At 68.0% G+C, this 26,260-nt stretch carries 29 protein-coding genes, 1 tRNA gene and 1 pseudogene; 13 read left to right on the top strand and 18 right to left on the bottom strand.

Features of this window, described 5'->3' with window-relative positions; all coding sequences use genetic code 11:
- Positions 1–27 precede the first annotated feature (27 nt).
- From ACWGKS_RS05020 to ACWGKS_RS05005, 4 genes are read right to left on the bottom strand one after another with little or no spacing between them, the layout of a single operon-like run.
- Complete coding sequence (locus ACWGKS_RS05020) at positions 28–759, bottom strand: GntR family transcriptional regulator (protein WP_358513692.1); 732 nt, start codon at positions 757–759, stop codon at positions 28–30.
- 39 nt (positions 760–798) lie between these two features.
- Positions 799–1,302 (bottom strand): flavin reductase family protein, encoded by a 504-nt coding sequence (locus tag ACWGKS_RS05015; protein WP_358513690.1) that lies wholly within the window; start codon positions 1,300–1,302, stop codon positions 799–801.
- 27 nt (positions 1,303–1,329) lie between these two features.
- On the bottom strand, positions 1,330–1,755 hold the full coding sequence (locus ACWGKS_RS05010) for an ester cyclase (RefSeq protein ID WP_358513689.1): 426 nt from the start codon (positions 1,753–1,755) through the stop codon (positions 1,330–1,332).
- Positions 1,742–3,325, bottom strand: coding sequence for a BCCT family transporter (locus ACWGKS_RS05005; protein ID WP_358513687.1), 1,584 nt, complete (start codon positions 3,323–3,325; stop codon positions 1,742–1,744). The genes ACWGKS_RS05010 and ACWGKS_RS05005 overlap by 14 nt, the downstream gene beginning before the upstream one ends.
- Positions 3,326–3,624: 299 nt before the next feature.
- Between ACWGKS_RS05005 and ACWGKS_RS05000 the strand changes: the two genes are divergently transcribed.
- From ACWGKS_RS05000 to ACWGKS_RS04955, 10 genes and pseudogenes are all read left to right on the top strand, one after another.
- The gene (locus ACWGKS_RS05000; RefSeq protein WP_358513685.1) at positions 3,625–4,248 is read left to right on the top strand and encodes an amino acid synthesis family protein; all 624 of its coding nucleotides are present in this window, start codon (positions 3,625–3,627) and stop codon (positions 4,246–4,248) included.
- Entirely contained in the window at positions 4,245–4,796 is a 552-nt protein-coding gene (locus tag ACWGKS_RS04995) for an amino acid synthesis family protein (RefSeq protein ID WP_358513683.1), read from the top strand. Before ACWGKS_RS05000 ends, ACWGKS_RS04995 begins: the two co-directional genes overlap by 4 nt.
- A gap of 6 nt (positions 4,797–4,802) precedes the next feature.
- Positions 4,803–5,534 carry an alpha/beta fold hydrolase gene (locus tag ACWGKS_RS04990; protein ID WP_358513681.1) on the top strand — a complete coding sequence of 244 codons (732 nt, stop codon included), beginning with the start codon at positions 4,803–4,805 and terminating at the stop codon, positions 5,532–5,534.
- The gene (locus ACWGKS_RS04985) at positions 5,527–7,014 is read left to right on the top strand and encodes an aldehyde dehydrogenase (RefSeq protein ID WP_358513679.1); all 1,488 of its coding nucleotides are present in this window, start codon (positions 5,527–5,529) and stop codon (positions 7,012–7,014) included. The genes ACWGKS_RS04990 and ACWGKS_RS04985 overlap by 8 nt, the downstream gene beginning before the upstream one ends.
- A gap of 1 nt (position 7,015) precedes the next feature.
- Positions 7,016–7,246, top strand: coding sequence for a tautomerase family protein (locus ACWGKS_RS04980; RefSeq protein ID WP_358513677.1), 231 nt, complete (start codon positions 7,016–7,018; stop codon positions 7,244–7,246).
- Positions 7,243–8,286 carry an LLM class flavin-dependent oxidoreductase gene (locus tag ACWGKS_RS04975; protein ID WP_358513675.1) on the top strand — a complete coding sequence of 348 codons (1,044 nt, stop codon included), beginning with the start codon at positions 7,243–7,245 and terminating at the stop codon, positions 8,284–8,286. Before ACWGKS_RS04980 ends, ACWGKS_RS04975 begins: the two co-directional genes overlap by 4 nt.
- 132 nt (positions 8,287–8,418) lie before the next feature.
- Positions 8,419–8,768: pseudogene (locus ACWGKS_RS04970) on the top strand (transposase).
- Positions 8,765–9,025, top strand: coding sequence for a hypothetical protein (locus ACWGKS_RS04965; RefSeq protein WP_452521759.1), 261 nt, complete (start codon positions 8,765–8,767; stop codon positions 9,023–9,025). Before ACWGKS_RS04970 ends, ACWGKS_RS04965 begins: the two are co-directional and overlap by 4 nt.
- 936 nt (positions 9,026–9,961) lie before the next feature.
- Complete coding sequence (locus tag ACWGKS_RS04960) at positions 9,962–10,198, top strand: LuxR C-terminal-related transcriptional regulator (RefSeq protein ID WP_358513708.1); 237 nt, start codon at positions 9,962–9,964, stop codon at positions 10,196–10,198.
- A 40-nt stretch (positions 10,199–10,238) separates the two neighbouring features.
- Complete coding sequence (locus ACWGKS_RS04955) at positions 10,239–10,529, top strand: tyrosine-type recombinase/integrase (RefSeq protein ID WP_358513706.1); 291 nt, start codon at positions 10,239–10,241, stop codon at positions 10,527–10,529.
- 100 nt (positions 10,530–10,629) lie between these two features.
- On the opposite strand, the gene ACWGKS_RS04950 is transcribed toward ACWGKS_RS04955, so the two are convergent.
- Positions 10,630–10,703, bottom strand: a tRNA-Pro gene (locus ACWGKS_RS04950).
- A 144-nt stretch (positions 10,704–10,847) separates the two neighbouring features.
- Between ACWGKS_RS04950 and ACWGKS_RS04945 the strand changes: the two genes are divergently transcribed.
- Together ACWGKS_RS04945 and ACWGKS_RS04940 are read left to right on the top strand one after the other, a co-directional pair.
- Complete coding sequence (locus tag ACWGKS_RS04945) at positions 10,848–11,774, top strand: helix-turn-helix domain-containing protein (RefSeq protein WP_452521757.1); 927 nt, start codon at positions 10,848–10,850, stop codon at positions 11,772–11,774.
- A complete protein-coding gene (locus tag ACWGKS_RS04940) occupies positions 11,771–12,319 on the top strand; it encodes a dihydrofolate reductase family protein (protein ID WP_452456867.1) in 549 nt (182 codons plus the stop codon). The genes ACWGKS_RS04945 and ACWGKS_RS04940 overlap by 4 nt, the downstream gene beginning before the upstream one ends.
- A gap of 4 nt (positions 12,320–12,323) precedes the next feature.
- Here the strand turns inward: ACWGKS_RS04940 and ACWGKS_RS04935 are convergent, their stop codons facing one another.
- A complete protein-coding gene (locus tag ACWGKS_RS04935) occupies positions 12,324–12,812 on the bottom strand; it encodes a DUF523 domain-containing protein (protein ID WP_452521755.1) in 489 nt (162 codons plus the stop codon).
- A gap of 99 nt (positions 12,813–12,911) precedes the next feature.
- On the opposite strand from ACWGKS_RS04935, the gene ACWGKS_RS04930 reads away from it, so the two are divergent.
- The gene (locus ACWGKS_RS04930; RefSeq protein WP_358513667.1) at positions 12,912–14,342 is read left to right on the top strand and encodes an MFS transporter; all 1,431 of its coding nucleotides are present in this window, start codon (positions 12,912–12,914) and stop codon (positions 14,340–14,342) included.
- A gap of 70 nt (positions 14,343–14,412) precedes the next feature.
- On the opposite strand, the gene der is transcribed toward ACWGKS_RS04930, so the two are convergent.
- The 12 genes from der to ACWGKS_RS04870 form a co-directional block, all read right to left on the bottom strand.
- Positions 14,413–15,846 carry a ribosome biogenesis GTPase Der gene (gene der, locus ACWGKS_RS04925; RefSeq protein ID WP_358513665.1) on the bottom strand — a complete coding sequence of 478 codons (1,434 nt, stop codon included), beginning with the start codon at positions 15,844–15,846 and terminating at the stop codon, positions 14,413–14,415.
- A 109-nt stretch (positions 15,847–15,955) separates the two neighbouring features.
- On the bottom strand, positions 15,956–16,645 hold the full coding sequence (cmk, locus tag ACWGKS_RS04920; protein ID WP_358513663.1) for a (d)CMP kinase: 690 nt from the start codon (positions 16,643–16,645) through the stop codon (positions 15,956–15,958).
- An 86-nt stretch (positions 16,646–16,731) separates the two neighbouring features.
- Positions 16,732–17,841, bottom strand: coding sequence for a prephenate dehydrogenase (locus ACWGKS_RS04915; RefSeq protein ID WP_358513661.1), 1,110 nt, complete (start codon positions 17,839–17,841; stop codon positions 16,732–16,734).
- 56 nt (positions 17,842–17,897) lie between these two features.
- Positions 17,898–18,260, bottom strand: coding sequence for a chorismate mutase (gene aroH, locus ACWGKS_RS04910; RefSeq protein WP_067603118.1), 363 nt, complete (start codon positions 18,258–18,260; stop codon positions 17,898–17,900).
- A gap of 100 nt (positions 18,261–18,360) precedes the next feature.
- Positions 18,361–19,626 (bottom strand): pseudouridine synthase, encoded by a 1,266-nt coding sequence (locus ACWGKS_RS04905; RefSeq protein WP_452521751.1) that lies wholly within the window; start codon positions 19,624–19,626, stop codon positions 18,361–18,363.
- The gene (gene scpB / locus ACWGKS_RS04900) at positions 19,613–20,197 is read right to left on the bottom strand and encodes an SMC-Scp complex subunit ScpB (RefSeq protein WP_452456864.1); all 585 of its coding nucleotides are present in this window, start codon (positions 20,195–20,197) and stop codon (positions 19,613–19,615) included. The genes ACWGKS_RS04905 and scpB overlap by 14 nt, the downstream gene beginning before the upstream one ends.
- A gap of 2 nt (positions 20,198–20,199) precedes the next feature.
- The gene (locus ACWGKS_RS04895) at positions 20,200–21,006 is read right to left on the bottom strand and encodes a segregation and condensation protein A (protein WP_358513655.1); all 807 of its coding nucleotides are present in this window, start codon (positions 21,004–21,006) and stop codon (positions 20,200–20,202) included.
- A 115-nt stretch (positions 21,007–21,121) separates the two neighbouring features.
- Entirely contained in the window at positions 21,122–21,556 is a 435-nt protein-coding gene (locus ACWGKS_RS04890) for a hypothetical protein (protein WP_358513653.1), read from the bottom strand.
- On the bottom strand, positions 21,553–22,512 hold the full coding sequence (locus ACWGKS_RS04885; protein WP_067603062.1) for a ParA family protein: 960 nt from the start codon (positions 22,510–22,512) through the stop codon (positions 21,553–21,555). The genes ACWGKS_RS04890 and ACWGKS_RS04885 overlap by 4 nt, the downstream gene beginning before the upstream one ends.
- Before the next feature lie 304 nt (positions 22,513–22,816).
- On the bottom strand, positions 22,817–23,797 hold the full coding sequence (locus ACWGKS_RS04880) for a site-specific tyrosine recombinase XerD (protein ID WP_358513651.1): 981 nt from the start codon (positions 23,795–23,797) through the stop codon (positions 22,817–22,819).
- 3 nt (positions 23,798–23,800) lie between these two features.
- Entirely contained in the window at positions 23,801–24,460 is a 660-nt protein-coding gene (locus ACWGKS_RS04875) for an NUDIX hydrolase (RefSeq protein WP_358513649.1), read from the bottom strand.
- Positions 24,461–24,495: 35 nt separating this feature from the next.
- Positions 24,496–26,136, bottom strand: coding sequence for a CTP synthase (locus ACWGKS_RS04870; RefSeq protein WP_358513647.1), 1,641 nt, complete (start codon positions 26,134–26,136; stop codon positions 24,496–24,498).
- Between the last annotated feature and the right edge of the window lie 124 nt (positions 26,137–26,260).

The following is a 26,260-nucleotide window of genomic DNA, read 5'->3' as shown; positions in this document are numbered from 1 at the left end:
AACAACGCCACCGGATGGACCTCTTCCCTACGCGGCACCATCACAAGGGGGCGCGACACCCGGCCCCGGGGAGCGGCCCTTCTCCGACGACCCCGCCGGGAGGCCGGCCAGGAGGGCGCGACGGCTTTGTCGAACGTGCTCGCGCATCACGCGTTCGGCGCCGTCCCCGTCCTTGGCGACCACGAGTTCCAGCACGTGGCGGTGTTCGCGGTCGGACTGGAGCGGCCTCCCGGGCTGACTCAGGGACGTCTTCACCAGGCGCGTGTAGGCGAGCTGGTTCATCAGTGTCCGGTAGTGAGCCTCCAACTTGTGGTTGTCGGCGCCTTGGACGAGCAGGTCGTGGAACTCGTGCACCAGTTCCGCGTACCGTCCCTGGTCGTCCTGTGCGACCGCCTCGTCGGACTCTCGGAGGTTGCGCTCCAGCCGGTCTATCTCCGGTACCCGCCCTCTTTGTGCCAGGAGTCGGGCGGCGGCGCCCTCCAGCAGTTCCTTCATCTCGAAGAGCTCCATGATCTCCCGTCGGGAGGGAGCGGTGACGAAGGTGCCGACCCGGGGCCTGATCTCGACCAGGCCCTCGGTTTGCAACTGCTTGAGCGCTTCCCTGACCGGAGTACGGCTGACCCCGTACTCCTCGGCCAGGGCGAGCTCCGAGAGGGGGGTGCCGGGCTCGAACACACCGCTGATGATGCGCCCCCGCATCTCCTCGATGACCGTGGCCTGGATGGATGTGGGGGTCGATCCGCGCATGCCTCGCGCCACGTGGGCACCTCCTTCTCCGTGTCGGGATCCCATGGCCGATTATCCCAGAGGGGAGAGCGCTCCACCGTCGAAGAAGCGACCCGCACCGTAGACCATGGGGGCGTTGTCGGTGACGTCCGCGTGGACCACGCGGCAGACGAAGACGGTGTGGGTACTGGCTCGGAGCCTCTCCCGGATCTCCACCTCCATCCGTGCGCTGCTGCGGGCGATCAACGGGCTCCCGAAGGGCCCCGGGGTCCAGTCCAGGCCCTTGAACTTGTCATCCGACTTACCCGCGAAGCGGGCGACGACGTCCGGCTGGTCGGTCGACAGGATGTTGATGGCCAGGTGCTCGGTCCTGAACAGGCAGTCGTGCGTGGAGGATGTGTGCTGGACGCACACCATGACCACGGCCGGATCCAACGAGATGCTGGAGAAGGCGTTGACCGCCAGCCCCTTCGGGACGTCGCCGTCCATCGCCGTCACGACCGTGACGCCGGTGACGAACTGTCGGTTGACCTGCTTCATCAGGTGGGAGTCGGGCTCGGCGGGAATCGTGTGCATGAAGGTGCTCCTTGACATGGTGGCGGGTCAGTCCTGTCCGACGCTGATGATCCCGAGCGCGGAGAGCAGCGCCCGAGGATCCCAGGTCACGACCTCTTCGGTGATCCGGTCGCCCTCGAATCGGGCGAAGGTGGCACCGCTGACCCGAACCCGACGGTTCGTGGCGGGGACCCCCATGAGGGCGCCCTGGTGGGTGCCGGTGCTGTGCCAGCGGATCGCGGCCCGGTCGCCCTCGATGACGACCTCGTCGAGGGTGGTGGTCAGATCGGGGAACGCGGACCGGGTGGTGATGATCGACGCCTTGAACGCGTCCAGGTCCAAGGGCTGCGACTCGCCGCTGCGGCGGAGGTAGTCACCGCCGTGGAGACCGTCGAGCGCGTCGACGTCGCCTTGGTTCCAGGCCTTGGACCAGACCCGTTCGATGAGCGTTCGGCGGGACTCAGGGTGCGACATGCTTCTTCTCCTTGTCGTCGGTCGATTCGACACGGTGGTCCGCCGCGATGTCCTTCCCCAGGGCCAGCGTGAGACCGGCGATGATCACGAGGAAGGGCAACGAGGTGACGATGACGGTGTTCTGGAGGGCGTCCAGACCCCCCGCGATCATGAGCGCGATCGAGGTGACTCCGGTGAGCACGCCCCACAGGACGAGGACGGGACGACTCGGGTCGAGTGCTCCACCCGAGGTCAGCGTTCCCAACACATAAGTGTTGGAGTCGGCGCTCGTCACGAAGAAGATCACCGCGAGCAGGACGGCGATCGCCGAGGTGAGGGTGGACAGCGGCAGGTGTTCGAGCGTGGCAAAGAACGCGTTGCCGAAGTCGGCCGCGGTCTGCTCCGCGATGTCTCCGCCCTGGAACAGGTCGATGTGGATGGCCGTACCACCGAACACCGCGAACCAGGTGAAGAAGGCCAGGCTCGGGACGGTGAGGACGCCCGCGATGAAGCCGCGGATCGTGCGGCCACGGGAGATGCGGGCGAGGAAGATGCCGACGAACGCACCCCAGGAGACCCACCAGGCCAGCATGAAGTAGGTCCATCCCTGCATCCACTCCAGATCGCCGAACGCGGCGCCCTGCAGGCTCATTCGCAGGAAGTCGCCCGCCCACGTCCCGATCGACTCGATGTAGAGATTGGCGAGGAAGACGGTGGGGCCCACCGCCAGCACGAACAGGAACAGCGCGATCGCCATGGAACCGCTGACGAAGCTCAGCAGCTTGATGCCCTTGTTGATCCCGGTGACGGCCGACATGGTGAAGATGGCGGTGACGGCCGCGATGACGAGGACCTGGGAGACCGAGTCGACGGGGATCCCGAACAGGCGTCCCATCCCGTTGTTGATCTGGAGCGCCCCCAGACCCAGTGACGTCGCCGTGCCGAAGAGCGTCGCGAAGACGGAGAGCACGTCGATCGCCTTACCGATCGGTCCGTGGACCCTGTCGCCCAGGAACGGCGTGAAGAGCTGGCTCACCAGGGGACGACGCCCCTTGCGGTACGTCGAATAGGCGATCGCGAGACCGAAGACGGCGAAGACCGCCCAGGCGTGCAGCCCCCAGTCGAAGTAGGAATACTGCAGGGCGCGCACCGCTGCCTCGGGGGTGTTCGGTTCGGCCAGGCCATGTGGTGGCGTCGCCAGATGCGAGATGGGCTCCGCGACGCCGTACGAGACGAGACCGATGCCCATCACGGCACCGAGGAGCATCGCGAACCAGGTCAGGTTGGAGAACTCCGGTCGGTCGGTGTCCTTGCCCAGCCTGGTGCGACCCACCGGGCTGAACGCCAGGAAGACCAGGAAGACCAGGATCCCGAGGGTGACGACCAGGTAGCTCCACCCGAACGTCGCGGTGACCCAGTTCAGGGAGGTCTCCGTGACCCTGTTGAGGTTCTCGGTGAACAGCACCGCCCAGGCCACGAAGACCGTGGCGATGGCGATCGAGGTCCAAAAGACCGAGCCCAGCCGCCTGACGCCGTCGCGGCGGTCCGACGGCGCCTTGGCCCGGCCGGAGTCGTCGGTGTTCAGGGCCACGAGGTCTTCCGACTCTGTCGTGCGGTCCGTATCTGAACCCACTTGACGTGGATCGGACATGAAACTCCTCGTGTTGTTGATCGCCGACATTGCTCTGGCATGCCAGGGATCGTAATCCACGTCACAGGGCGAATGTCAAGAACCTGGTCGATATTTGCATCGACGACCACCGGAAGGAGCTTCATAACTCCAGATGGTCAATGGTTTTGGAGCCCCGACACCCGACCTCCAGGGGATCTCGCCAATCGATCCGGATCCGCTCTTGACCTTGCATACATGTGAGTTCTAGTGTCTGTGCCATGCAAGAGATCGCCACCCACCCCGAGCGGATCGCTCTCCGCAAACTGGTGACCTATCGCGATGTCGTCGTCACCGAGGCGGGGGCGAGACCGGTTCGTCCCGCACACCGCGCCAGTGTCGCCGCGGTGGTCCGCAACCCATGGATCGGCACGGCACCGGACACCGACCTCTCGCAAGAGCAGGGACGCGTCGCGCCTGTACTGGCCGAACTCCTCACGGATCGGCTCACCGCCGCCCTGGGCGGGGCGGACCGGATCGAGGCCTTCGGCAAGGCCGCGATCGTCGGCGCCTCCGGCGAGATCGAGCACGCGGGGGCGCTCATCCACACGCCGTTCTTCGGCAACCTCGTGCGTGAGCTCCTGCACGGCGAGTCCATCATCTGCTTCGCCGACGCCCGCGCCGAAGCCGGTGAGGACCTGGTCGTTCCGCTGTGGCACAAGACCCACGCCGCGACGCGAAGTCACTACCAGACCATCAACGCACGTATCGCCGACGCTCCACGGTCCGACGAGATCGTCGTCATCGCCGCCGCGTCGACCGGCCCCCGGCCACACCCTCGCATCGGCGATCGCTCCACCGATCGCGCCGTGACCATGGAGAACCTGGAGGAAGCCCGGTCATGAACATCCGTAAGATCGTCACCTACGTCGAAGAGGTCCGCGCCGAGGGCGGTCGTGCGGTCGACCCCGCCGCCCGCATCGCGGTCGTGGCCGCCGTCATCGACAACCCCTGGGCCGGCCAGGGGTTCGTCCAGGACCTCGGTCCGGGCATCGACGCCACCGCCTCGGACCTGGGGGCGCTCCTCGCGCCGGAGGTCCTCCAGGCGCTGGAGGCTCCGGCCCAGGCCTACGGCAAGGCCGCCATCGTCGGACTGGACGGCGAGGTCGAGCACGGCTCGGCCCTCATCCACACGCTGAAGTTCGGTGACCACTTCCGCAAGGCGGCCAACGCCACGACGTTGCTGCCCGCCGTCGAAAAGCGAGGCGCGGTCGGCACGGTGTTCGACATCCCGCTGAAGCACATCACCGACGCGACGATCCGCTCCCACCACCAGACCGTCGAGGTGCGGATCGCCGACGCCCCCCACCCGCACGAGATCGTCATCGCCCTCGCCGCGGCCTCTGGAGGGCGCCCACAGCAGCGTCTGGCCGACCTTTCCACCGAACGGTAGGCGGCCATGAGCAAACCGACCCTCGTGCTGCTGCACGGTGTCGGGCTCGACCACACCATGTGGGAGCCCGTCACCGAACTGACGGCCGACCGCTTCACCGTCGTGACACCCGATCTACTCGGGCACGGAAGCGGCCCGCCCGCTCCCGCGGGCATCACCCTCGCGGACCTGGCCGATGACGTGGCCTCGGCGATTCCCGCCGGATCCCACGTGGTCGGTTTCTCCCTCGGTGCCCTCATCGGCCAGTACCTGGCGGTGCACCGGCCGGAACTGGTCGCCACCTCGACCTCGGTCAGCTCGGTGTGTCGTCGCACTCCGAAAGAGCGTGATGGCGTGCTCGCGCGCCTCGACGCGGCGCGCGCCGACTTCGGGGAATCGGTCGCGGCCTCGCTGCGCCGGTGGTACGCGGGCACCGACGTCGAGACCGAGTGGGTGCACCGTACCGAGGCGACCCTGCTCGCCAACGACCCGGAGTCCTTCCGCAACGGTTATCGCGTGTTCGCGACCGCCGACGCGGAGCTGGGCCCGGATCTGCGCCGGATATCCGTGCCCTCCCTGGCGATCACCGGCGAGGACGACCCCGGGTCCACCCCGGAGATGACCCACCGGCTGGCGGCCGCGATCCCGGACTGCCGTGCCGTCATCGTGCCGAGGACACGGCACATGCTCCCCGTCCAACGGCCCGAGGCACTGGTCGAGTGCCTCACCGCCTTCATCGGAGACCACGCCCATGTCTGACCTCAGGAAACTGAACCACCTCATCGGCGGCGAGCGGGTCGAACCGGCCACCGGTGAATACTTCGAGAGCACGAACCCGGCCACCCTCGAACCGCTGTACCAGGCGGCCCGAGGCGGTACCGCCGATGTCGAACACGCGGTGGCCTCCGCTCGTCGTGCCTTCGAAGACCCCCGCTGGCGCGACCTCAGCCAGACCGGGCGCGGGCGTCTCCTGCGCCGTCTGGGCGACCTGATCGCGGAGAACGCCGAAGAGCTCGCTCGTATGGAGACCCTGGACAACGGCAAGCTCTTGCGCGAGATGCGCGGCCAACTGACCGCCCTGCCCGAGTACTTCCACTACTACGCGGGACTGGCGGACAAGGTCCACGGCGAGGTCATCCCCACGTCGGACCGCCGGGTGCTCAACTACACCGCCAGGGAGCCGCTGGGCGTGGTCGGAGCGATCACGCCCTGGAACTCCCCCCTGACCCTGACCAGCAGCAAACTGGCGCCGGCCCTGTGCGCCGGGAACACCGTCGTGGTCAAGCCCTCCGAGTACACCTCGGCGTCCGTCGTCAGGCTCGCGGAACTGGTGGTGGAGGCCGGCTTCCCGCCGGGCACGGTGAACGTGGTCACCGGCTCGGGTGCCGAGGCCGGCCAGGCCCTGGTCGACCACCAGGACCTCGCCAAGATCTCCTTCACCGGCAGCACCACCACCGGGTCGCACATCGCCTCGGCCACGGCCGGCCGGTTCGTGGGATCGACGCTCGAACTCGGCGGCAAGTCACCCAACATCGTGTTCGACGACGCGAACATCGCGAACGCGGCCATGGGGGTCGTCGCCGGGATCTTCGCGGCCGCGGGGCAGACCTGTATCGCCGGCAGCCGGGTGTTCGCCCACCGGTCGGTCTACGACGAGCTCCTCGACCGGGTATCCGAGCGGGCCGGCCGTATCCGGATGGGCGACCCACTGGACGAGGACACCGAGATCGGGCCCCTGGCGTTCGAGGAACAGAGGAACAAGGTCGCGGGATACGTCGACCTGGGTCGCGCCGAGGGCGCCCGCGTCCTCACCGGTGGCCGCCCCTCGGACGGCGGCCTCGGCGGCTACTTCTACGAGCCCACGATCCTGGTCGACGTGGACAACGACATGCGCGTGGTCAGGGAGGAGATCTTCGGCCCGGTCCTCGCCGTCATGCCGTTCGACACCGAGGAGGAGGTCCTGCGCCTGGCGAACGACACCGAGTACGGACTCGCGGCCGGTGTGTGGACCTCGAACCTGGCGCGGGCCCACCGCATGGCCGACCGGCTGGAGGCGGGGACCGTGTGGGTCAACACCTACCGGGCGATGTCTCCGATGTCACCGCGCCAGGGCTTCAAGAGCAGTGGCGTAGGGGTCGAACACGGCACCGAGACCATGAAGGAGTACACGCGGCTCAAGAGCGTTTGGATCAACACCGGCGAGGACCCCGTCGCCGACCCCTTCGTCCTGAGGAGCTGAGATGCCACAGGTCGACATCACCCTGGCGGAAGGCCGCTCTCCGAGCCAGATCCGGGACCTGATGCACGACGTGCACACCGCCGTCCTGCGCACCACGAACACCAGACCGGAGTACATACGGGTCGTCGTCCACGAGGTGCCGCGCACTCACTGGTCCACCGGCGACAGGACGATCGAGGAAATGGATTCCGGCGGGCCCTACCCCGCCCCCGAAGACCAGGAGCAACAGTGAGATTTTCCCTCTTCTTGCACATGGAACGCTGGGACGAGAGCGTGAGCCCCTCCCAGCAGTTCGAGAACCTCACCGAACTCGCACAGATGGCCGAGGCGGGCGGATTCGGGACCGTGTGGATCGGCGAACACCACTCCATGGAGTTCGTGGGCTCCCCCAGCCCGATCCCCCAGCTCGCCTACCTGGCGGCACGCACCTCGACAATCCGGCTCGGCGCGGGCACCATCATCGCGCCCTTCTGGCACCCGGTCCGGGCCGCGGGCGAGGCCGCGCTGCTCGACGTGATCAGTGGCGGAAGGGCCGAGATCGGGCTGGCACGGGGTGCCCACCAGTTCGAGTTCGACCGGCTCGCGGACGGCCTGGCCGCGGCGGACGGCGGACAACACCTGCGGGAACTGGTCCCGGCGGTCCGTGCCCTCTGGCAGGGCGACTACGCCCACGACGGGGACATCTGGCGGTTCCCCACCTCCACCAGTGTGCCCAAGCCGGTGCAGCAGCCGACTCCACCCATGTGGGTCGCCGCACGCGACCCCAACTCCCACGACTTCGCCGTCGCCAACGGGTGCAACGTGATGGTCACTCCGCTCATGAAGGGCATCGAGGAGGTGGAGAACCTGGTGGACAAGTTCCGAACCGCCGTCCACAACCACCCCGAGGTGCCACGGCCCGAGCTCATGGTGCTGCGGCACACCCACGTGCACAGCCCCGAGGACCCCGACGGTTGGCGCCCCGCGGCCGAGGCGATCCAGCGCTACTACCGCACCTTCGACGCCTGGTTCAGGAACAAGGAGGCTCCCAAGGGCGGCTTCCTGGAACCGAGCCCGGTCTCGAAGTTCGCGGAGCGCCCGGAGTTCGAGCCCGAGTCGCTACGCCGGACCGCCGTGATCGGCACACCGGACGAGGTCGTCGAACGGCTGCGCCGGTACGAGGAGCTGGGCATCGACGAGTACAGCTTCTGGATCGACAACAGCCTCCCGCACGAGGAGAAGCGCGCCTCCCTCGAACGCTTCGTCAAGGAGGTCGTGCCCTACTTCCGGTAGTCGCGTCATGACCCCGACGATCGGGCACGGGTGGCCTCCAGCGGCGTTCTGGGGCCACCCGGCGTCTCCGCCCGATCCCGGCGAAGCCGCACCAAGAGCTCATCTCATTTGGGTTCTCGGCAACCTGACCCTGTGTCGATGGTTGAGCGGTTGGTGCCGGACGGATTATGGGAGTTGTTCCAGCGGGTGGTGCCCGAGGTGCCCACCCGGCCTCAAGGTGGGCGGCGCAGACACGGTGACCGTGAGGTGTTGGCCGCGATCATCTTCGTCGTCACGACCGGCTGTACTTGGGCTCAACTCCCAGTCCATCGCCTGGTCCGCAAGGGCGCGGAATCCTCCCATCTGCTGGGACGGCACCGCCGGCGGGTCGAACGCACCACGGCCGCCGACTCCACCGCCGCTACGAACGCAAAGGCGAGCACTTCCTCGCGTTCACCGGCGTCGCCCGCACGTTGACCTGCTTCCGCAAACTCACCGAATGAGACGACCTCTAAGCACCACAAGTGGTGCCGATCAAGCGTCTGGTCGCCGTCGCCGTCACCGGGCGCCGGTGGGCGGTGGGCGGTGGGCGGTCGAGGAAAACTTTCAGCAGGGCAAGGGCCTGGCCGGGTTGGACGAGCACCAGATGCGCATCTGGTGCTCTTGGCATCGGCGGATCCTGTTCGCGATGCTCGCCTACGCCTTCCTCACGGCGTACGTGGCCATCGAAGCTCGACAGAATCCCGCTGGGAAGGGCTGATCGCGTTGACCTTCAACGGGATCGCGCACTTGCTCAACGCCTTGTTCGTAGTGGCTTCTGATAGCAAGCATGCGCTGGGCCGGTAGCTGTTCAGACGCTTCCACCAGGCCAGCGCCCGCCAGCGCCACGACAGCAGATAGACCCTCCAGGAATCATGACAAACCGGACCTACAACTGGAGTACCAGCTCGCGGGACCCCACCACCCCACACCACGGAGCAGCAGTATCCGCAACCAATCGAAGGATCGTGGTGCACATCCTCAACCAACAAACCCTACCGCTCGACTGATCAGCCTGGCAGTGTCTTGGGTATGACTATAGCTGCCTACGCCTTGTGGGGTCTCTTCGGCTCAGGAGCCGTAGAAGGGCTACAACTCAATCAAGGAATCAGAAAATACAGGCGCTGGCCTTGGCTTTCCCCCGTCGAGCCAGACTTCGCCCCTTGGTGCACCTCCGTGCTAATAAGGTTATTTATTGGAAGTGGTCTAGCGGTAGCCTCAGGCTTAACAGATCAGATCTCAGGGCCGTTTGGAGCCCTGGCAATCGGAATCGCCTCTCCGTACATAATTGAACAATTGCAACGATCGGCCCATCAAGCACATAGTGCATCACAAACCGCACATCGACATGATGAGAATATCAAGAAGCTGAGGAGGCCTGATGAAGACGAGTGATCGGAGTTCTTTCACGCACCAACTGTGGTCTGCGATAGGAAGAAGTCCTGTACTCAAAGGGGGTAGCGCCAATGCCGCCAGGGCGAATCCTGAAGATCTCCTGACCGAGGAAGATCTTAGTGTTATGCAAGAAATCGCACGAGGCGTAACCACTGACATTGCAGCTCGGAATCTCAACCTTAGCCCGAGGTTACTCAGGCGAAAAATCAGAGCAATTTGCGATCTACTTCAAGCAGACACGCCAATCGAAGCTGTTACATACCTGGCAGAGAGGGGAAAGGTAGATACCACCCCTACCCCTTCATCATTTCAGCTCAGCCACGAGGAGATTGAGCTTCTTGCTGAAATCGCAACCGGAGCCACTACGGAGCAGGCTGCGCGAAATCTGAATTTATCCGCCAGAGCGCTACGTCGTAGGATTCGGAACATCTGCGACGTCCTCAAAGTGAACACTCCTATCGAAGCGGTCGTGTGGGCGGCACGCCACAAACTAATATAGCTGGCGCATTTCATACCGGATACGATAGATGCCTTAGTTTATACCGAAATTCCCTCCCGTTACTCAATGGAGGCGGGGAAGTGTCGAAGTCCTACGGGACCTGAGAAGGATCATCAGAAGGCAGGACTCAACGACAAGGACTGGACCGCGCGAGCTGCGCCACACGTTCGTGTCGCTGCTGTCGGACCACGAGGTGAGCATCGAGGAGATCTCACTACTGGTCGGTCACAACGGCACCGACACCACCGAACGCGTCTACCGCCACCAGCTGCGGCCGGTACGTCGGTCAGCGGCTCGGGCGATGGACGACATCCTCAACGACGTGGGCTGATACCCCCACCGACCCCGGTTCTACCCCACTTTTACCCCACCTGAGACGCAGAAAGAGGCCCACCAGATGGTGGACCCCTCTATGAACTGCTACTTCTCTGTCGGGACGGCGGGATTTGAACCCACGACCCCTTGACCCCCAGTCAAGTGCGCTACCAAACTGCGCTACGTCCCGTCCGTCGGACCGACACCGTCTCCGGTGTGGCCAACGGAGACGACTCTATCGCATCCCCCGAGCCGTTCGCGCCATGGTTCCCTCCACCCCGCCTGCGCAAGATCGGTCAAGCGGCTCCAGGGGTCGAACGAAGATACTGGTCCCATGACCGACCCCACCACCGGACGCGACCGGCTGCGTGAACTGCTCGACGCCGTCCTGGCCGAGGACAACACCCGCCTGAGCGACATGGCCGGGCAGGCGCACGCCTCACCCTTCCACTTCAGCCGCACCTTCGCCCGGGACACCGGCGAACCACCCGTGGCGCTGCGCCGTCGGGTGCTGTTGGAACGGGCCGCCTGGCAGATCGGGCAGGGCAGCGGTGTCACCGACGCCGCCTTCGCCGCCGGATACGAGTCCGTCGAGGGGTTCACCCGCGCGTTCGCACGCGCGTTCGGCCACCCGCCCAGCGCCACCACGGCCGGCAGCGGCCGGTGGCTGGCCGCGCCCAACGGGGTCCACTTCCATCCGCCGTTCCATCTGTGGGTGGAGGAGAACCCGAAGGGACGACCCGACATGGACCTCACCGCCTTCCAGGTGCACCACGACGTCGACGACACGGCCCTGCTCATCGACCTGGCCGCCGAACTGTCCCAGGAGGAGTACCAGAAGGTGCGCTCCCCCGGGCGAACCGTCCTGAGCTGGGACGGTCCCGAGGAGTCGATCGCGCACAGCCTGGACCGTCTGGTGTGGTCCAAGGAGGTGTGGCTGGCCTCCATCGAAGGGGGCGACTTCCCCGAGCACGGGGAGGACGATCCGGCTTCGCTGCGGGAACGGCACCGCGAGGCGGGGGCGCGGTGGATCGCCACCGTCGGTGACATCGGACGCCGGGGCGCCTGGGGCGACCGGCTGATCGACGCACTGTGCGACCCACCGGAGAGCTTCGTCATGGGCAGCGTGGTGGTGCACATGCTCACCTTCGCCGCGCACCGCAGGCAACTCGTACGGCACATGCTGCGCAAGGCGGGCATGGAGGTGGGCCACGGCGACCCCATCGAATGGCTACAGGACCACTACGGAGGAACGACATGACCAGGACCGTCTACGAGACCGCCACCAGCCTGGACGGGTTCATCGCCGACCAGGACAACTCCCTGGAGTGGCTGTTCGCGGTGGAGGGTGCTCAAGAGGGTGAGGCGATCGACTCCACCGCCGAGTTCATCAACGGCGCGGGCGCGATCCTCACCGGGGCGACCACCTACGAGTGGATCCTCCAGGAGCAGGGGGACAAGCCCTGGCCCTACAAGACACCCACCTGGGTGCTGACCCACCGCGACCTGCCCCGGGTCGAGGGCGACCTGCGGTTCCTGAGCGCCGACACCGACGACGAACTGCGCGCCCTGCACAAGGACATGGTCGAGACCGCCGACGGCAAGGACATCTGGGTGGTCGGCGGTGGACGCGTCGCCGCCGAACTGGCCCGGCTGGGCCTCCTCGACGAGGTTCGGGTGTCGATCGCCCCGATCAGCCTGGGCGGCGGCGCTCCCCTGCTGGACGGCCGGGTGCGGCTGCGGCCGCTGTCGGTCCGGCTCGCGGGCGCGTTCGCCTGTCTGAACTACGAGGTCGTCAAGGACTGACCGTCTACGACTCTGCCAGCAGTTCCGCGGCCCGGGCCACCTGGTCCTCGTCCAGGACGGGAATCCCGTGTTCGCGCAGCAGGTGCGCGGTGACCCCCTCCCCCGGGACCTTGCGCCCGGAGAAGGTGCCATCGAACACCTGGTGGGAACCGCAGGAGGGGCTGGACTGCTTGAGCAGGGCCACGACCACACCCTGCGCCCGCGCGGTGGCCAGCGCCGCGCGGGCGCCGGAGACGAAGTGATCGGTCACGTCCACGCCGTCGGGGGTGAGGATGCGGGCGCGACCCGCGAGAACGTCGGCGGCGTCGGCACCCGGCTCGATCTCGGCCGGTGGCCGGGGCACGGGCAGACCACCGGCGATCTCGGGGCAGTGCACGACCAGACGCCCCTCGGCGCGCCAGCCTTCGACGGTGGCGTCGTCCACCGGTTTGGCCCGCCCGTCGAAGCGGACCTTGCGCCCCATCAGACAGGCGCTCACCAGCACTTTGCGCATACGGCCACGCTACCCGGACGCCGACACGACCACATCCCACGCTTTCGTCACCCACAGTGCTTACCTGGATCCTTCACGTGATCACTGGGAGGGGAAGACGTGAGCGAGACACCACCCGAGAGCGGTGCGGGCCCCAAGGACACCCGGGTATTGGAGACCGACCACCGCACCACCCGCAAGGCCGTCACCGCCGCGGCCATCGGCAACGCGACCGAATGGTACGACTTCGGTGTCTACAGCTACCTGGCCACCACGATCGGGCTGGTGTTCTACCCGTCCCAGTCGGGTGGCGTCCAACTGATCGCGACATTCACCACCTTCGCCGCGGCGTTCCTCGTCCGCCCCCTCGGTGGTCTGTTCTTCGGTCCACTCGGTGACAGGATCGGCCGTAAGCAGGTACTCGCCTTCACCATGCTGCTCATGGCGGTGAGCACGTTCGCGATCGGGCTCATCCCCTCGGCGGAGACGATCGGCGTCGCCGCCCCGATCCTGCTTCTGGTCGCGCGCATGTCACAGGGCTTCTCCACCGGCGGCGAGTACGGTGGCGCGACCACCTTCATCGCCGAATACTCGCCCGACAAGCGTCGCGGGTTCCTGGCCTCCTGGCTGGAGTTCGGCACGATCAGCGGCTACGTGGCCGGCGCCTCCATCGTCACGCTGATGACGATGGCCCTGGGCAGCGAAACCATGGTGGAGTGGGGGTGGCGTATCCCATTCCTGTTGGCGCTTCCGCTGGGTGGCATCGGCCTCTACCTGCGTCTCAAACTGGAGGACACCCCGATCTTCGAGGGCTCCTCGGAGGGCTTCGCCAAGGACTCCACCGGTGAACGTCGCAAGGGCCAACTCCGGGAGACCTTCGTCGACCAGTGGCGCGCCATGCTGCTGTGCATGGGCCTGATCCTGGTCTTCAACGTCAACAACTACATGGTGACGGCCTACCTGCCCACCTACCTGGAGACCGAACTCGACTACGGGGCCTCCGCGGCGCTGGCGATCACCCTGGGCGGCATGGTGTTCATCCTCGCCACGGTCGCCCTGGTCGGGCGTCTCAGCGATCGGGTGGGCCGCAGACCGGTGTTGTTCACCGGCAGCCTGCTCTCGATCGTGCTGTCCTTGCCGGCCTTCTGGCTGATGCAGCGCGGTGAGCTGTGGGCGGTCGCCCTGGGCGTGGTGGTCCTGGCGATCACCCTGGTGCACTTCTCCGGTGCGGCGCCCGGCACCCTGCCGGCGTTCTTCCCCACCAAGGTCCGCTATGGCGCGTTGGCCGTCAGCTTCAACGTCTCGGTGGCGTTGTTCGGTGGCACCACCCCGCTGCTCTCGGAGTCGCTGATCCAGGCCACCGGCAACCTCTACGCCCCGGCGTGGTTGCTCATGGCCGCCGGGGTGGTGGGCGTCCTGGTGGTGTGGCGGATGCGGGAGAGCGCCGGGCGACCGTTGCCGGGCGCGCCGGCCATCCCGGTGCCGCGTCCGCGCCAGAACGTGGAACCCGCGCCGAGGCCCCGCCCCGGCAACGTACGCCGCCTGCCCTAGGCGTCCCGTCCCTGACACACGAAGAGGGCTCCCCGTGATCGGGGAGCCCTCCGCACTCATACGCGAAACCCTAGCGGCGACCGCCGGACTTGCGGTCGGGGCGCACGCTGCCCTTGGAGGCGCGGCCCGGGGCCCCGCCCTTCTTCTCCCGGATGCGCATGCTGATGTGCACCGGGGTGCCCTGGAAACCGAAGTCCTCGCGCAGACGCCGCTCGATGAACCGGCGGTAGTTGTCCTCCAGGAACCCGGTCGTGAACAGGATGAAGTGCGGCGGACGCGATCCGGCCTGGGTCCCGAACAGGATCTTGGGCTGCCTGCCACCGCGCGCCGGCGGCGGGGTGGCCGCCACCAGGTCCTTGAGCCAGTTGTTGAGCTGACCGGTGGAGATGCGCTGGTTCCAGCCCGTCAGGCTGGTCTCGATCGCGGGAACCAACCGCTCCATGTGGCGGCCGGTGGCGGCGGAGATGTTCACCCGGGGCGCCCACGACACCCGCGCCAACTGCCGGTCGATCTCCTTCTCCAGGTAGGTCCGGCGCTCCTCGTCCAGGATGTCCCACTTGTTGAAGGCCAGGACCAGACCACGGCCGGCCTCGACGACCTGCTCGACCACGCGGATGTCCTGCTCGGCCAGCGGCTCGCTGACGTCGATCAGCACCACCGCCACCTCGGCCCGCTCCAGGGCGCTACCGGTGCGCATCGTCGCGTAGTAGTCCGCGCCCTGCAGCGCGCGGAACTTGCGACGGATACCGGCGGTGTCGATGAACTTCCAGGTCTGGCCGCCCAACTCGATGAGCTCGTCGACCGCGTCACGGGTGGTACCCGCCACGGAGTCCACGACCACGCGGTCCTCACCGGCCAGCCGGTTGAGCAGGCTGGACTTGCCGACGTTGGGCCGACCCACCAGGGCCACCCGGGACGGACCGCCCTCGCCATCGCCCTCGTCCTCGCCCCGGGGGGCCTCGGGGAAGGCCTCCACCACGGCGTCGAGCATGTCACCGGTTCCGCGACCGTGCAGTGCACTGATCGGGAAGGGCTCCCCCACCCCCAGGTTCCACAGGTTGAGGGCGTCGGACTCCTGCTGACCACCGTCGACCTTGTTCGCGGCCAGGACCACGGGACTCTTGGTGGCCCGCAGCACGCGGGTGACGGCCTCGTCGGCGTCGGTGATGCCGACCGTGGCGTCCACCACGAACAGGATCACGTCGGCGGTCTGCGCCGCGTACTCGGCCTGACGGGCGACCATCGCGGCCAGCCCGCTGACGCTGGTCTCCCAACCACCGGTGTCCACCAGGGTGAACCGGTGGTTCTGCCACTCGGCGTCGTAGGCGACCCGGTCACGGGTCACACCTGGAACGTCCTCGACCACGGCCTCACGGCGGCCGATGATCCGGTTCACCAGGCTGGACTTACCGACGTTGGGGCGACCGACCACCGCCACCACGGGCAGGGCCGACTCGGTTTCCTCGGTCTCGTATCCCACATCGGACACGTCGAACTCGCTCATTACCCACTACTCCCGGTTCGAGGTCCTCGCGCGCCCAGGATGCGTGCCGCGAGGATGCTGAGATTCCACGGGGAGACCCCCGTGGTGATGCCGGCGTTCGCCGGTGGTGCTATCCGACCTTGGCCTCGTCGGCCAGTTCGACCACCAGGGCCACGACCTCCTCCAGCGTCAGGCCGGTGGTGTCGAGCTCGGTGGCGTCGGCGGTCTGGGTCAGCGGCGAGTGGGCGCGACTGGAGTCGAGCTTGTCGCGGCGGGCCAGGTCGGCCTGGGTGGCGGCGACGTCGCCGGTCCGGACCTCCTTGCTGCGCCGCTGCGCGCGGGCCTCGGCGCTGGCGGTGATGAACAGCTTCACCGGAGCGTCGGGGGCCACCACCGTGGTGATGTCCCGGCCCTCGACCACGATGCCGGCGGACTCCGCCCTGGCGGCCTCGATGATCTCGCGCTGGGTGCGCACCAGCAGCGCACGCGCCTCGGGCACCGCCGAGACCGCGCTGACGTTGGTGGTGACGTCCTTGCCACGGATGTCGGTGGCCACGTCACGGCCGTCGACCGTAACGGTGGGCGCGTCCGGGTCGGTGCCCATGGAGATCATGGGACGCTCGACGTTGGCGGCCACCGCGGCGGCGTCGTTCACGTCCACCCCGTGGTGCAACATCCACCAGGTCAGGGCCCGGTACATGGCCCCGGTGTCGAGGTAGCGCAGCTCACGCACCCGGGCCACGCCCCTGGCCGTGCTCGACTTGCCCGACCCGGAGGGACCGTCGATGGCGATGACGATTCCGGTGTGCTGCGCGCTCACTACTGCTGACTCCCTCGGTCCACTCTTCGCCGACGCCCAAGACTACCTTCGCGCGACCCGCCCTCGGACCATGGAACGGAGCGGTCTCACACCCCCGGGTGGACCGACCATCCGTCGGCCGAAAGCGCCTCGGCGAGGACGTCCACCGCTTCCGGCAGCACGTACAACTCGGCCACGCCCAGCGGTAGTCCCGGACTGTGCTCGATGCGCACGTCCTCGATGTTGACCCCGGCGGTGGCGGCGGCCGCGAACAGGCGGCCCAACGAGCCGGGTTCGTCGGGGATCACCACGGGGATCACGGTGTACTCCGGACGACGGACCGAACCGTGCTTGCCGGGGATGCGGCCGTGCCCGGCACGGCCGCGCTCCAGCAGGTCCCGGACCGGTTCCGCCGTATGGTCCGCCAACGCCTCCGCGGCGGCGGCCAGGTCCGCGGCCACCTCGCTCAGCACCCGCGCCACCGGGGCGGCGTTGTGGGTGAGGATCTCCTCCCACATGCGCGGGTCGCCGCCGGCGATACGGGTGACGTCTCGCACCCCCTGACCGGCGAGCGCCAACGCGGTCGCGTCCCCGTCCAGCAACCGCGCGGCCACCGAGGAGGAGGCCACGTGCGGAACGTGCGAGACCAGTGCCACCGCCCGGTCGTGCGCGTCACCGTCCAGCACCAGCGGGTCCGCGCCGCAGAGCCGGGCCAGTTCGGTCACGGCCGCCACCGACCCCGGGTCGGCCTTCCCGGTGGGGCACAGCGCCCAGGATCGGCCCAGGAACAGGTCGGCGCGGGCCGCGCCTGGGCCCTGCTTCTCCCGACCTCCCATGGGATGCCCGGGCACGAACGTGGCCATGTCACAGCCCGCGCGTTCGGCCTCGCGCAGCACGCTCGCCTTCACGCTGGCCACGTCGGTGTACACCTGGGCCAGGCCGCGGTTCTGGGCCTCGCGCAGCACCGACGGAATGACGGCCGGAGGTGCGGCGATCACCGCCAGATCCGCCGGGGCGGTCTCGGTCGCCTCGTCCAGGGGTCGTCCTGCGCCCAGGTCACGGGCCAACCGGAGCGACGCCGCGTCGGGGTCGGACAACGTGACGTCGACACCACGCCCGCGCAGGGCCAACGCGATCGACGTGCCGATCAGACCGGTGCCGATCACCGTCACCCGACGCAGGTCGATTCGCCGATCCCCGGCCGTGCCGCTGCTCACTCGCCTGTCCCCCGACCTCGACTTCTTCCCCGAACCCCCAGGGTAGGGCCTCGTACCTACTGGGCGATGTCCAGACGCAACGCCTGGGCGCCGCGCAGGTACACGTGCTGGACCTCCGAGCGGGGACGGTCGGTCTCCACGTGCGCCATGAGCCGCACCACCCGGGGCAGGGCGTGCGGCACGGAGATCTCCGTGGCGCACATGAGCGGAACGTCGGAGAACCCGACCTTGCGCGCCGCCAACGCCGGGAACTCACTGGTCAGATCGGGGGTGGCGGTGAACACCACGCTGATCACGTCGTCGGTGGTGAGCCCGTTGCGCCGCATCACCTCCGAGACCAACTCGGCCGTGGCCTCCAGCACCTGCTCACGTTCGTCCGCGTCGACCTGTACCGCTCCACGGATGGCCCGTACCGCCACGTTCTTCCCGCCTCGTCCTCGTTTCCGCGCCGCCCGAAAAACGCGACGGCGGCCACCCCGGTTCGGGGTGGCCGCCGTCAACTGTATCGACAGCGCTCGGTTACAGCGCCGCCTGCTTGTACAGTTCGCCGACCTCACGCTGGCTGAGCGAGCGCATCGTGCCCAGCTTGAGGTTGTTCAGGTCGATCGGACCGACCTGGGTGCGGGCCAGGTCCGCGACCGGGTGGCCCACGGCCTCCATGAGACGACGCACGATGTGCTTGCGTCCCTCGTGCAGCCGGATCTCCACCATGGCCTGCTGGTCGTCGTTGTCGACCACGCGGAAGGAGTGGACCTTCACGGGCCCGTCCTCCAACTCCACGCCCTTCTCCAACTCGCGCACCACCCGGTGCGGCACCGGGCCGGACACCTTGGCCACATAGGTCTTGATGACCTTGTAGCGCGGGTGCGTGAGCCGGTTGGCGAGCTCACCGTCGTTGGTCAGCAGGATCAGACCCTCGGTCTCGGTGTCCAGGCGACCGACGTGGAAGATGCGCTCGGAGGTCTGACCGGCGTAGTCGGCCAGGGTCGGGCGCCCCTGCGGGTCCCACATGGTGCTGACCACGCCGCGGGGCTTGTTCAGCGCGAAGTAGAGCTTGTCCGGAGCGGTGACCACACGCATGCCGTCGACGCGGATCTCGGAGACCTCCGGGTCCACGCGCGCGCCGAACCTGCGGACGATCTCCCCGTCGACGCTGACGCGACCGGCGGCGATCATCTCCTCGCTGGCGCGACGGCTGGCGACACCGGCCGCGGCGAGTGCCTTCTGCAGGCGGATGCCACCGGGCACGTCGGTGTAGCCGTCACGGTCGTCGCCGTGATGGTCGTCGTCGCGCGGGTCGTAGTCGGCGCGCAGCGCGTTGAGGCGCTCGCGTGCCGCCTTGGACAGCTCGTTCTCGCTCTTGCCACCGGCGACCGGGGCCGGGCCGCGGTTGTCGCGGCGCGGACGCTCGTCGCGTCGGTTGTCACGGCCACCGCCACCACGTCGGTCGTCCCGACGCTCGAAGGAACGACCACCACGGTCGTCACGTCGATTGTCGCGACGGTCATCCCGTCGATCGTCACGTCGGTCGTCGCGACCGCGGAAACCACCGCGGTCACGGTCACGGTCGTCACGCCGCGGACGGTCATCGCGCTCGAAGCGCCCGCCACCACGACGATCATCACGCCGGTCATCGCGCTGGAAACGTCCGCCACCTCGGCGGTCGTCTTGTCGCTGGGGGCGGTGGCCTCGGCCACCGCGGTCGTCATTGTCGCCGCGCTCACCGCGCGGGGCGTATCCGTCGCGCCGCTCACCGCGGGGACGTTCGTTGTCAGTTGTGCTCACCGGTGTCGTCAAGACCTTCGATGTCGTCGGGGAGGAACGGCGCCAGATCAGGCAGCTCGTCGAGGCCGCGCAGGCCCAACCGTTCCAGGAAATAGGAAGTGGTCCGATACAGCATCGCACCGGACTCGGGGTCGTGACCGGCCTCTTCGATCAGCCCCCTCAGTACGAGGGTACGCATGACTCCGTCGCAGTTGACCCCGCGTACAGCGGAGACCCTGCCACGGGAGACCGGTTGGCGGTAGGCGACCACCGCCATCGTCTCTAGTGCGGCCTGGGTCAGCCGCACTTCCTGCCCTTCCCTGAGGAAGTGCTCGACGATGTCGGCGCACTCGGGTCGCGTGTACACACGCCACCCCTCGGCCACCGCCCGTAGGTCGAAACCACGGCCCTGCTCGGTGTATTCCCGGGACAGGTCCTCCAGGGTGCGGGTGACCACGTCGAGGGGGACGTCCAGGGCTCGCGCCAGGTCGAACTCGGACACGGGCTGGTCGATGACCATCAGGACGGCTTCCAGGTCACGGCGCAGCGTGGGCGGCGCTTCCGCCCGATCGACCGCGTGTTCCATGGTCATGGTCACTCCCCCTCGTCATAGTCGCCGGCCACCTCGACCTCGCCTTCGCCACCGGTCCAGGTGACAAGAAGCTCGCCCAAGGGTTCGGGCTGGTCGAAGCCCACGTTGGAGGCCCGGTACAGCTCCAGCAACGCCAGGAAACGCGCGACGATCTCGAACGTACCGGTGCAGGCGACCGTCAGCTCCGCGAACGTGAGTCGTCCGTGCTCGCGCAGTTCCGCGACCATCAACTCGCCCTGTTCCTTGACCGAGGTCTTGGTCTGGTGGATGTGGGTGACGGGGACGCTCGGCGGTTCCTTGGGGGTGAAGACCAACCCGGCAAGGGCGGCGAACTCCTCGGGACCGAGTTTGAACAGCACGTCCGGTCGCATGCCGGCGAACCGTTCCTCCAACGGCACCGCGCGGGCGTAACGGCGTCCCTGGGAGGCCAGCCGCTCGCGCATGTAGGAGGCGACCTCCTTGTAGGCGCGGTACTGCAGCAGCCGGGCGAACAGCAGGTCGCGGGCCTCCAGCAGCGCCAGGTCGGCCTCGTCCTCCACGTCGCCGCGCGGCAGCAGCCGGGCCGCCTTCAGGTCCAGCAGGGTGGCCGCGACCAGCAGGAAGTTGCTGGCCTGGTCCAGGTCCCATTCGTCCCCGTGGGCACGGATGTGCGCGATGAACTCGTCGGTGACCTGGGACAGCGCCACCTCGGTGATGTCGAGCTTGTGTTTCGAGATAAGCCCGAGGAGCAGGTCGAAGGGCCCCTCGAAGTTGTCCAGGTGGACCTGGAAGGTGTTCTCGTCGACCTCGTCGACGTCCTCAGTCACCATGGCGGGTCCACGTCCTTTCGCACATGGAACAAGGGTGGCACCACCCGGGACCCTCCGGTGACGAGAACGGGCCCGGGTCGACCGCTCCCCCAGCGATCGCCCCGGGCCCCTCGTGTCAGTCCTCGCTCAGCCGACGGACCAACATGCTGCTCGATCCGTGCTCCTCGAAGTCGGCGAGCAGCACCGCCACCGCCTCACGGACGAGGCGGCCGCGGTCGGCCGACAGTCCGTGTTCGGCCCGCAGTGACAGCCTGGTCTGTTCCAGGGCCAGCAGTTCGGCTCCGGAGACGTAGACGGTGATCTTCTCGTCGTGACGCTGGCGCCCGCTGGGTTTGGGCGCCCGGCGGGCGCTCTTGGAGCCGCGCCCGGTCCTCTTGGACCTGCCGGCGTCATCGGATCCGTTGGCCTTGTGCGTGGTCCGCTTCGACGAGCCCTCGGCCGAGTCCTGTCGTGTCTGTTCCGGTACCTGGTGTCGGTGGTCGGTCTCCGGCTCTTCCGGTTCGGGACCGGAGGGGCGGAAGAACAACTCGTCCGCCCCGGGTAGCGTCACGCGCCGTGACCGCTGAGAGGCCACCTCGCCAGCACCTCCTTGGCCAGAGCCCGGTAGGCGTTGGCCCCGGCCGAGGACGAGTCGAACCTGGTGATGGGTTCGCCCGCCACGGTGGCGTCCGGGAAGCGCACGGTGCGGTTGATCACCGTGCCGTAGACCTTGTCGCCGAACCCGTCCACGATCGTGGACAGCACCTCGCGTGCGTGCAGGGTGCGCGGGTCGTACATGGTCCCGAGGAAACCGTCGATGACCAGTTCCTCGTTGAGTCGTTCCTGGACCTTCTGGATGGTGTCCATCAGCAGCGCCACACCGCGCAGCGCGAAGAACTCGCACTCCAACGGCACGATGACACCGTCGGCGGCGGTCAGCGCGTTGACGGTGAGCAGGCCCAGCGACGGCTGACAGTCGATCAGGATGACGTCGTAGTCGTTGATGACCGGACGCAGCGCGCGCCCCAACATCTGCTCGCGGGCCACCTCGCCGACCAGCTGCACCTCGGCGGCCGAGAGGTCGATGTTGCTCGGAATGAGGTCCAGGCCGTCGATGTCCGTCTTGAGCAGGACGTCCTCTACCGACACATCCCGCTGCATGAGCAGGTTGTAGACGGTCAGGTCCAGCTCACGCGGGTCCAGGCGGCCCAACCCCACCGACAGGGCGCCCTGCGGGTCGAAGTCGACCAGCAGCACCCGCCTGCCGTACTCGGCGATGGCGGCACCGAGGTTGATGGTGGTGGTGGTCTTACCGACCCCACCCTTCTGATTACACAGTGCTACAATCCGTGCCGGGCCGTGTTCGTCCAACGGCTCTGGCTCTGGATATGTGCGCACCGGTCTCTTGGTGTGCAGATCCGCCCCCGTGTTGCGTGTCGTCCCCCACGGGTTGTTCACCGGGTCGGCGAGGTCCCCCCCGCCGACGGGTGCGGTGTTCGCCGCCTCGTCGTACTCCGACCAGTTCACAACCCTTGACCTCCCCTACGGACCGGCCACGGCCCGATGGGACTCTTGACGTCTCCCACGACTGGCCGCCGTCGGAAACTCAATATGTCGACAGCAACGTACCTTCGTGCGGCGACTCTAGAACGGCGACACGGCGCACTTCAACATGATCAGATGAGTATTCGTCGCCGTGCGTACCGAGGGGGCCTGGCCGCACGTATCCTTCCTTCTCGTAGGAGAAGGGTACACACCAGACACCCTGTTCCGGCCCCGAACGACAAGCCTTCCGGCCCCACCTGCCAGGACCCCCCATCGCCGCCGGCGATCACCTTCGTGCCCTGGGGTGACTGGTGGCGTACACCTCCCGCAACCGTTCCACGGTCACGAGCGTGTACACCTGGGTGGTGGTGACCGAACTGTGCCCCAGCAACTCCTGCACCACCCGGATGTCGGCACCCCCGTCGAGCAGGTGCGTGGCGAAGGAATGGCGCAGGGTATGCGGGGAGATCCCCTCGACCCCGGCCCTCTCGGCCACCGCCGACAACAACGCCCACCCGCCCTGCCGGGTCAACCGGCCCCCGCGCGCGTTGACGAACAGCGCCGGCCCACCGCGGCCGGAAGCGGCCAGTGTCGGCCGTGCCCTGGTCAGGTACCCGCCCAGGGCACGGCGGGCGTGCGAGCCGAGCGGCACCAGACGTTCGCGTCCGCCCTTGCCGCGGAACCGCACCAGACCGACCTGTGAGCTCTCCCTCACCGCCTCGGCCACGTCGTCCACGTCGAGCCCCACCGCCTCCGAGATCCGCGCACCGGTGCCGTAGAGCAACTCCAACAGGGCCCGATCGCGCAGGGCCAACAGGTCGGCTCGCGCGTCGGAGGCGGGGGCGTCCTCGGGGCCGGCCGCGGCCAACAACCGCTCGACCGCGTCCAAGGGGATCGCCTTGGGCAGACGCATGGGCGAGGCGGGCGGTGCCACCTCCGCGGCCGGGTCGGTGGTCGCCCACCCCTCGCGCACCGCGAACCGGTGCAGCCCGCGCACCGCGGCCAACGTGCGACCGACCGAGGCCGGCCCCAGAGGGGCGTGATCCTCGTCGCCCTCGCGCAGTGCCGTGAGGAAGGAGCCCACCCGTCCCGTGGTCACCCCGCCCGGTTCCGTCACACCGAGGGCGTTCAGGTACTCCACGTACCGGCCCAGGTCACGCCGGTACGCGGACAGGGTGTTGACGGACAGCGCCCGCTCGGCGCTCAGATGGTCCAGGAAGGCGGCGCGGGCCCGTTCCAGCGGCCCACGCTCCGGTTCCCCCTCCACGGCTCAGTGGTCGCCGGCCACGGGCAGCGACGCGAATCCGTCGGCCGCCGCGGCGTGCGCCGCCAGGATCCCGATGACCGTCGCGCCGTTGTGCAGTCGGCCGCGGAGCACGGCGCGCACCGCCTCCTCCAGCGGCAACCATTCGGCGGCCAGATCGGTCTCCTCGTGTTCGCGTACGAAGTCGATCTCCTCCTCGGGCACCTCGGACAGGTCCCGGGCGAGGAAGAGGTGGATGCGTTCGTTGGAGAACCCGGTGCTGGGGAAGAAGTCGGGCAGCTTGTGCCAGGTGGCGGCGCGCAGCCCCGCCTCCTCCACCAACTCCCGGCGGGCGGTGGCCAACGGGCCCTCCCCCTCGACGTCCAGCACACCGGCGGGCAGCTCCCACAGGGTGTGTCCGACGGCGTGCCGGTACTGGCGCTGCAACAGCACCCGACCACGCTCGTCCAGGGCCAGGATCGCCGCCGCGCCCGGGTGGTCCATGTAGTCACGGGCCGCCACGGTACGTCCCTCGCCGTTGGCGCCGGGCATCTCCACCCAGTCCGTGCGCATCGCGCACTTGGCCCCGCGGAACCGCTCCTCGGAGCGTTCCACCGGCCACGACTCGGGGGCGTCCGCGACCCTCGCGTACGCCCCCGTCGTCTCTTCTGCGACCCGGTCGGTCATTCGGCCCCTCTCACTCGGGCCCCGCCGACCGTCGCCTAGGACTCCTTGTGCTCCAGCGCGGCGGAGATCAGCCCGCTGAAGAGCGGGTTGGCGTTGGTCGGGCGGGACCGCAGCTCCGGGTGCGCCTGCGTCGCGATGAAGAACGGGTGGACGTCCCGGGGCAGCTCCACGTACTCCACCAGCTTGCCATCAGGGGAGAGTCCGGAGAACACCAGGCCCGCCTCCTCCAGCTTCTCGCGGTAGGCGTTGTTGACCTCGAACCGGTGGCGGTGACGCTCGGAGACCTGCGCCCGACCGTCGTACAGGTCACGGACCAGGGTGCCCTCACCCAGGTCGGCCGGGTACAGGCCGAGCCGCATCGTGCCGCCCATGTCGCGGTCGCCGGCGACCACGTCCTCCTGGTCCGCCATGGTGGCGATGACCGGGTCGACGGCCTTGTCGTCGAACTCCAGGCTGTTGGCGCCCTCCAGGCCGAGCACGTTGCGGGCGTACTCGATGACCATGCCCTGCAGACCCAGGCAGATGCCCAGCAGCGGGATCCCGTTCTCACGGGCGTAGCGGATGGCGCCGAGCTTGCCCTCGATGCCGCGAACGCCGAACCCACCGGGGATGAGGATGCCGTCGGCGCCGTCGAGCTCGGCGGCCGCACCCGAGGGGCTGGCGCAGTTGTCGCTGGCGACCCAGCGAAGGTTCACCCGGGTGTCCGTGGCGAAACCACCGGCGCGCAGCGCCTCGCTGACCGACAGGTAGGCGTCGGGCAGGTCGATGTACTTGCCGACCATGGCGATGGTGACCTCGTGGTCGGGCTGGTGCACGCGACGCAGCAGCTCGTCCCACTCGGTCCAGTCCACGTCCCGGAAGGGCATGCCCAGGCGGCGGACGACGTAGGCGTCCAGGCCCTCGCGGTGCAGCACCTTGGGGATGTCGTAGATGGAGGGCGCGTCGGGGGTGGAGACCACGCCGGCCTCGTCCACGTCGCACATGAGGCTGATCTTGGACTTGAGGCTCTGGGTGATGGGCCGGTCCGAGCGGCACACGATGGCGTCGGGCTGGATTCCGATGCTGCGCAGGGCCGCGACCGAGTGCTGGGTCGGCTTGGTCTTCATCTCGCCGGCGGGGCCGAGGAACGGGATGAGGGACACGTGCAGGAAGAAGCAGTTCTCCCGGCCGATCTCGTGGCGGATCTGGCGGACCGACTCCAGGAAGGGCTGCGACTCGATGTCGCCGACCGTGCCGCCGATCTCGGTGATGACGATGTCGACGTCGGGGTGGTCCATCGCGTAGATGCGCGACTTGATCTCGTTGGTGATGTGCGGGATGACCTGCACGGTGTCACCGAGGTAGGCGCCCTGTCGCTCCTTGGCGATGACGCTGGAGTAGATCTGACCGGTGGTGACGTTGGCGGACGCGGACAGCTCCACGTCCAGGAAACGCTCGTAGTGGCCCACGTCCAGGTCGGTCTCGGCACCGTCGTCGGTGACGAAGACCTCGCCGTGCTGGAAGGGGTTCATCGTGCCGGGGTCGACGTTGAGGTAGGGGTCCAGCTTCTGCATGGTGACCCGCAGACCTCGCGACTTCAGGAGTCGACCCAGGCTGGAGGCGGTGAGGCCCTTGCCAAGACTGGAGGCGACGCCGCCAGTAACGAAAAGGTGCTTGGTACTCGCGGCGGATGCCAAAGTGTTGCTCCCGTGGTGTGAGTGGCTACGGCGGGCTCGCAAGAGCCGAGCGACCGTGCGGCGGTCCGGGTCCGAGCGGCGGCCATGCCGTTTCAGCACGTCGGACTCCACGGGGCACCAGGAT

This window comes from Nocardiopsis sp. NPDC055879, assembly GCF_053615935.1.
The sequence above is the reverse complement of the archived record's forward strand: the minus strand, read 5'-3'. Positions and strand labels throughout refer to the sequence as shown.

Excerpts from the sequence above, each read along its gene's own strand:
- ACWGKS_RS05015 (WP_358513690.1), bottom strand. The coding sequence starts at position 1,302 with ATGCACACGATTCCCGCCGAGCCCGACTCCCACCTGATGAAGCAGGTC.
- ACWGKS_RS05010 (WP_358513689.1), bottom strand. The coding sequence starts at position 1,755 with ATGTCGCACCCTGAGTCCCGCCGAACGCTCATCGAACGGGTCTGGTCC.
- ACWGKS_RS05000 (WP_358513685.1), top strand. The coding sequence starts at position 3,625 with ATGCAAGAGATCGCCACCCACCCCGAGCGGATCGCTCTCCGCAAACTG.
- ACWGKS_RS04995 (WP_358513683.1), top strand. The coding sequence starts at position 4,245 with ATGAACATCCGTAAGATCGTCACCTACGTCGAAGAGGTCCGCGCCGAG.
- ACWGKS_RS04990 (WP_358513681.1), top strand. The coding sequence starts at position 4,803 with ATGAGCAAACCGACCCTCGTGCTGCTGCACGGTGTCGGGCTCGACCAC.
- ACWGKS_RS04985 (WP_358513679.1), top strand. The coding sequence starts at position 5,527 with ATGTCTGACCTCAGGAAACTGAACCACCTCATCGGCGGCGAGCGGGTC.
- ACWGKS_RS04980 (WP_358513677.1), top strand. The coding sequence starts at position 7,016 with ATGCCACAGGTCGACATCACCCTGGCGGAAGGCCGCTCTCCGAGCCAG.
- ACWGKS_RS04965 (WP_452521759.1), top strand. The coding sequence starts at position 8,765 with ATGAGACGACCTCTAAGCACCACAAGTGGTGCCGATCAAGCGTCTGGT.
- ACWGKS_RS04945 (WP_452521757.1), top strand. The coding sequence starts at position 10,848 with ATGACCGACCCCACCACCGGACGCGACCGGCTGCGTGAACTGCTCGAC.
- ACWGKS_RS04940 (WP_452456867.1), top strand. The coding sequence starts at position 11,771 with ATGACCAGGACCGTCTACGAGACCGCCACCAGCCTGGACGGGTTCATC.
- ACWGKS_RS04935 (WP_452521755.1), bottom strand. The coding sequence starts at position 12,812 with ATGCGCAAAGTGCTGGTGAGCGCCTGTCTGATGGGGCGCAAGGTCCGC.
- der (WP_358513665.1), bottom strand. The coding sequence starts at position 15,846 with ATGAGCGAGTTCGACGTGTCCGATGTGGGATACGAGACCGAGGAAACC.
- scpB (WP_452456864.1), bottom strand. The coding sequence starts at position 20,197 with ATGACCATGGAACACGCGGTCGATCGGGCGGAAGCGCCGCCCACGCTG.
- ACWGKS_RS04895 (WP_358513655.1), bottom strand. The coding sequence starts at position 21,006 with ATGGTGACTGAGGACGTCGACGAGGTCGACGAGAACACCTTCCAGGTC.
- ACWGKS_RS04875 (WP_358513649.1), bottom strand. The coding sequence starts at position 24,460 with ATGACCGACCGGGTCGCAGAAGAGACGACGGGGGCGTACGCGAGGGTC.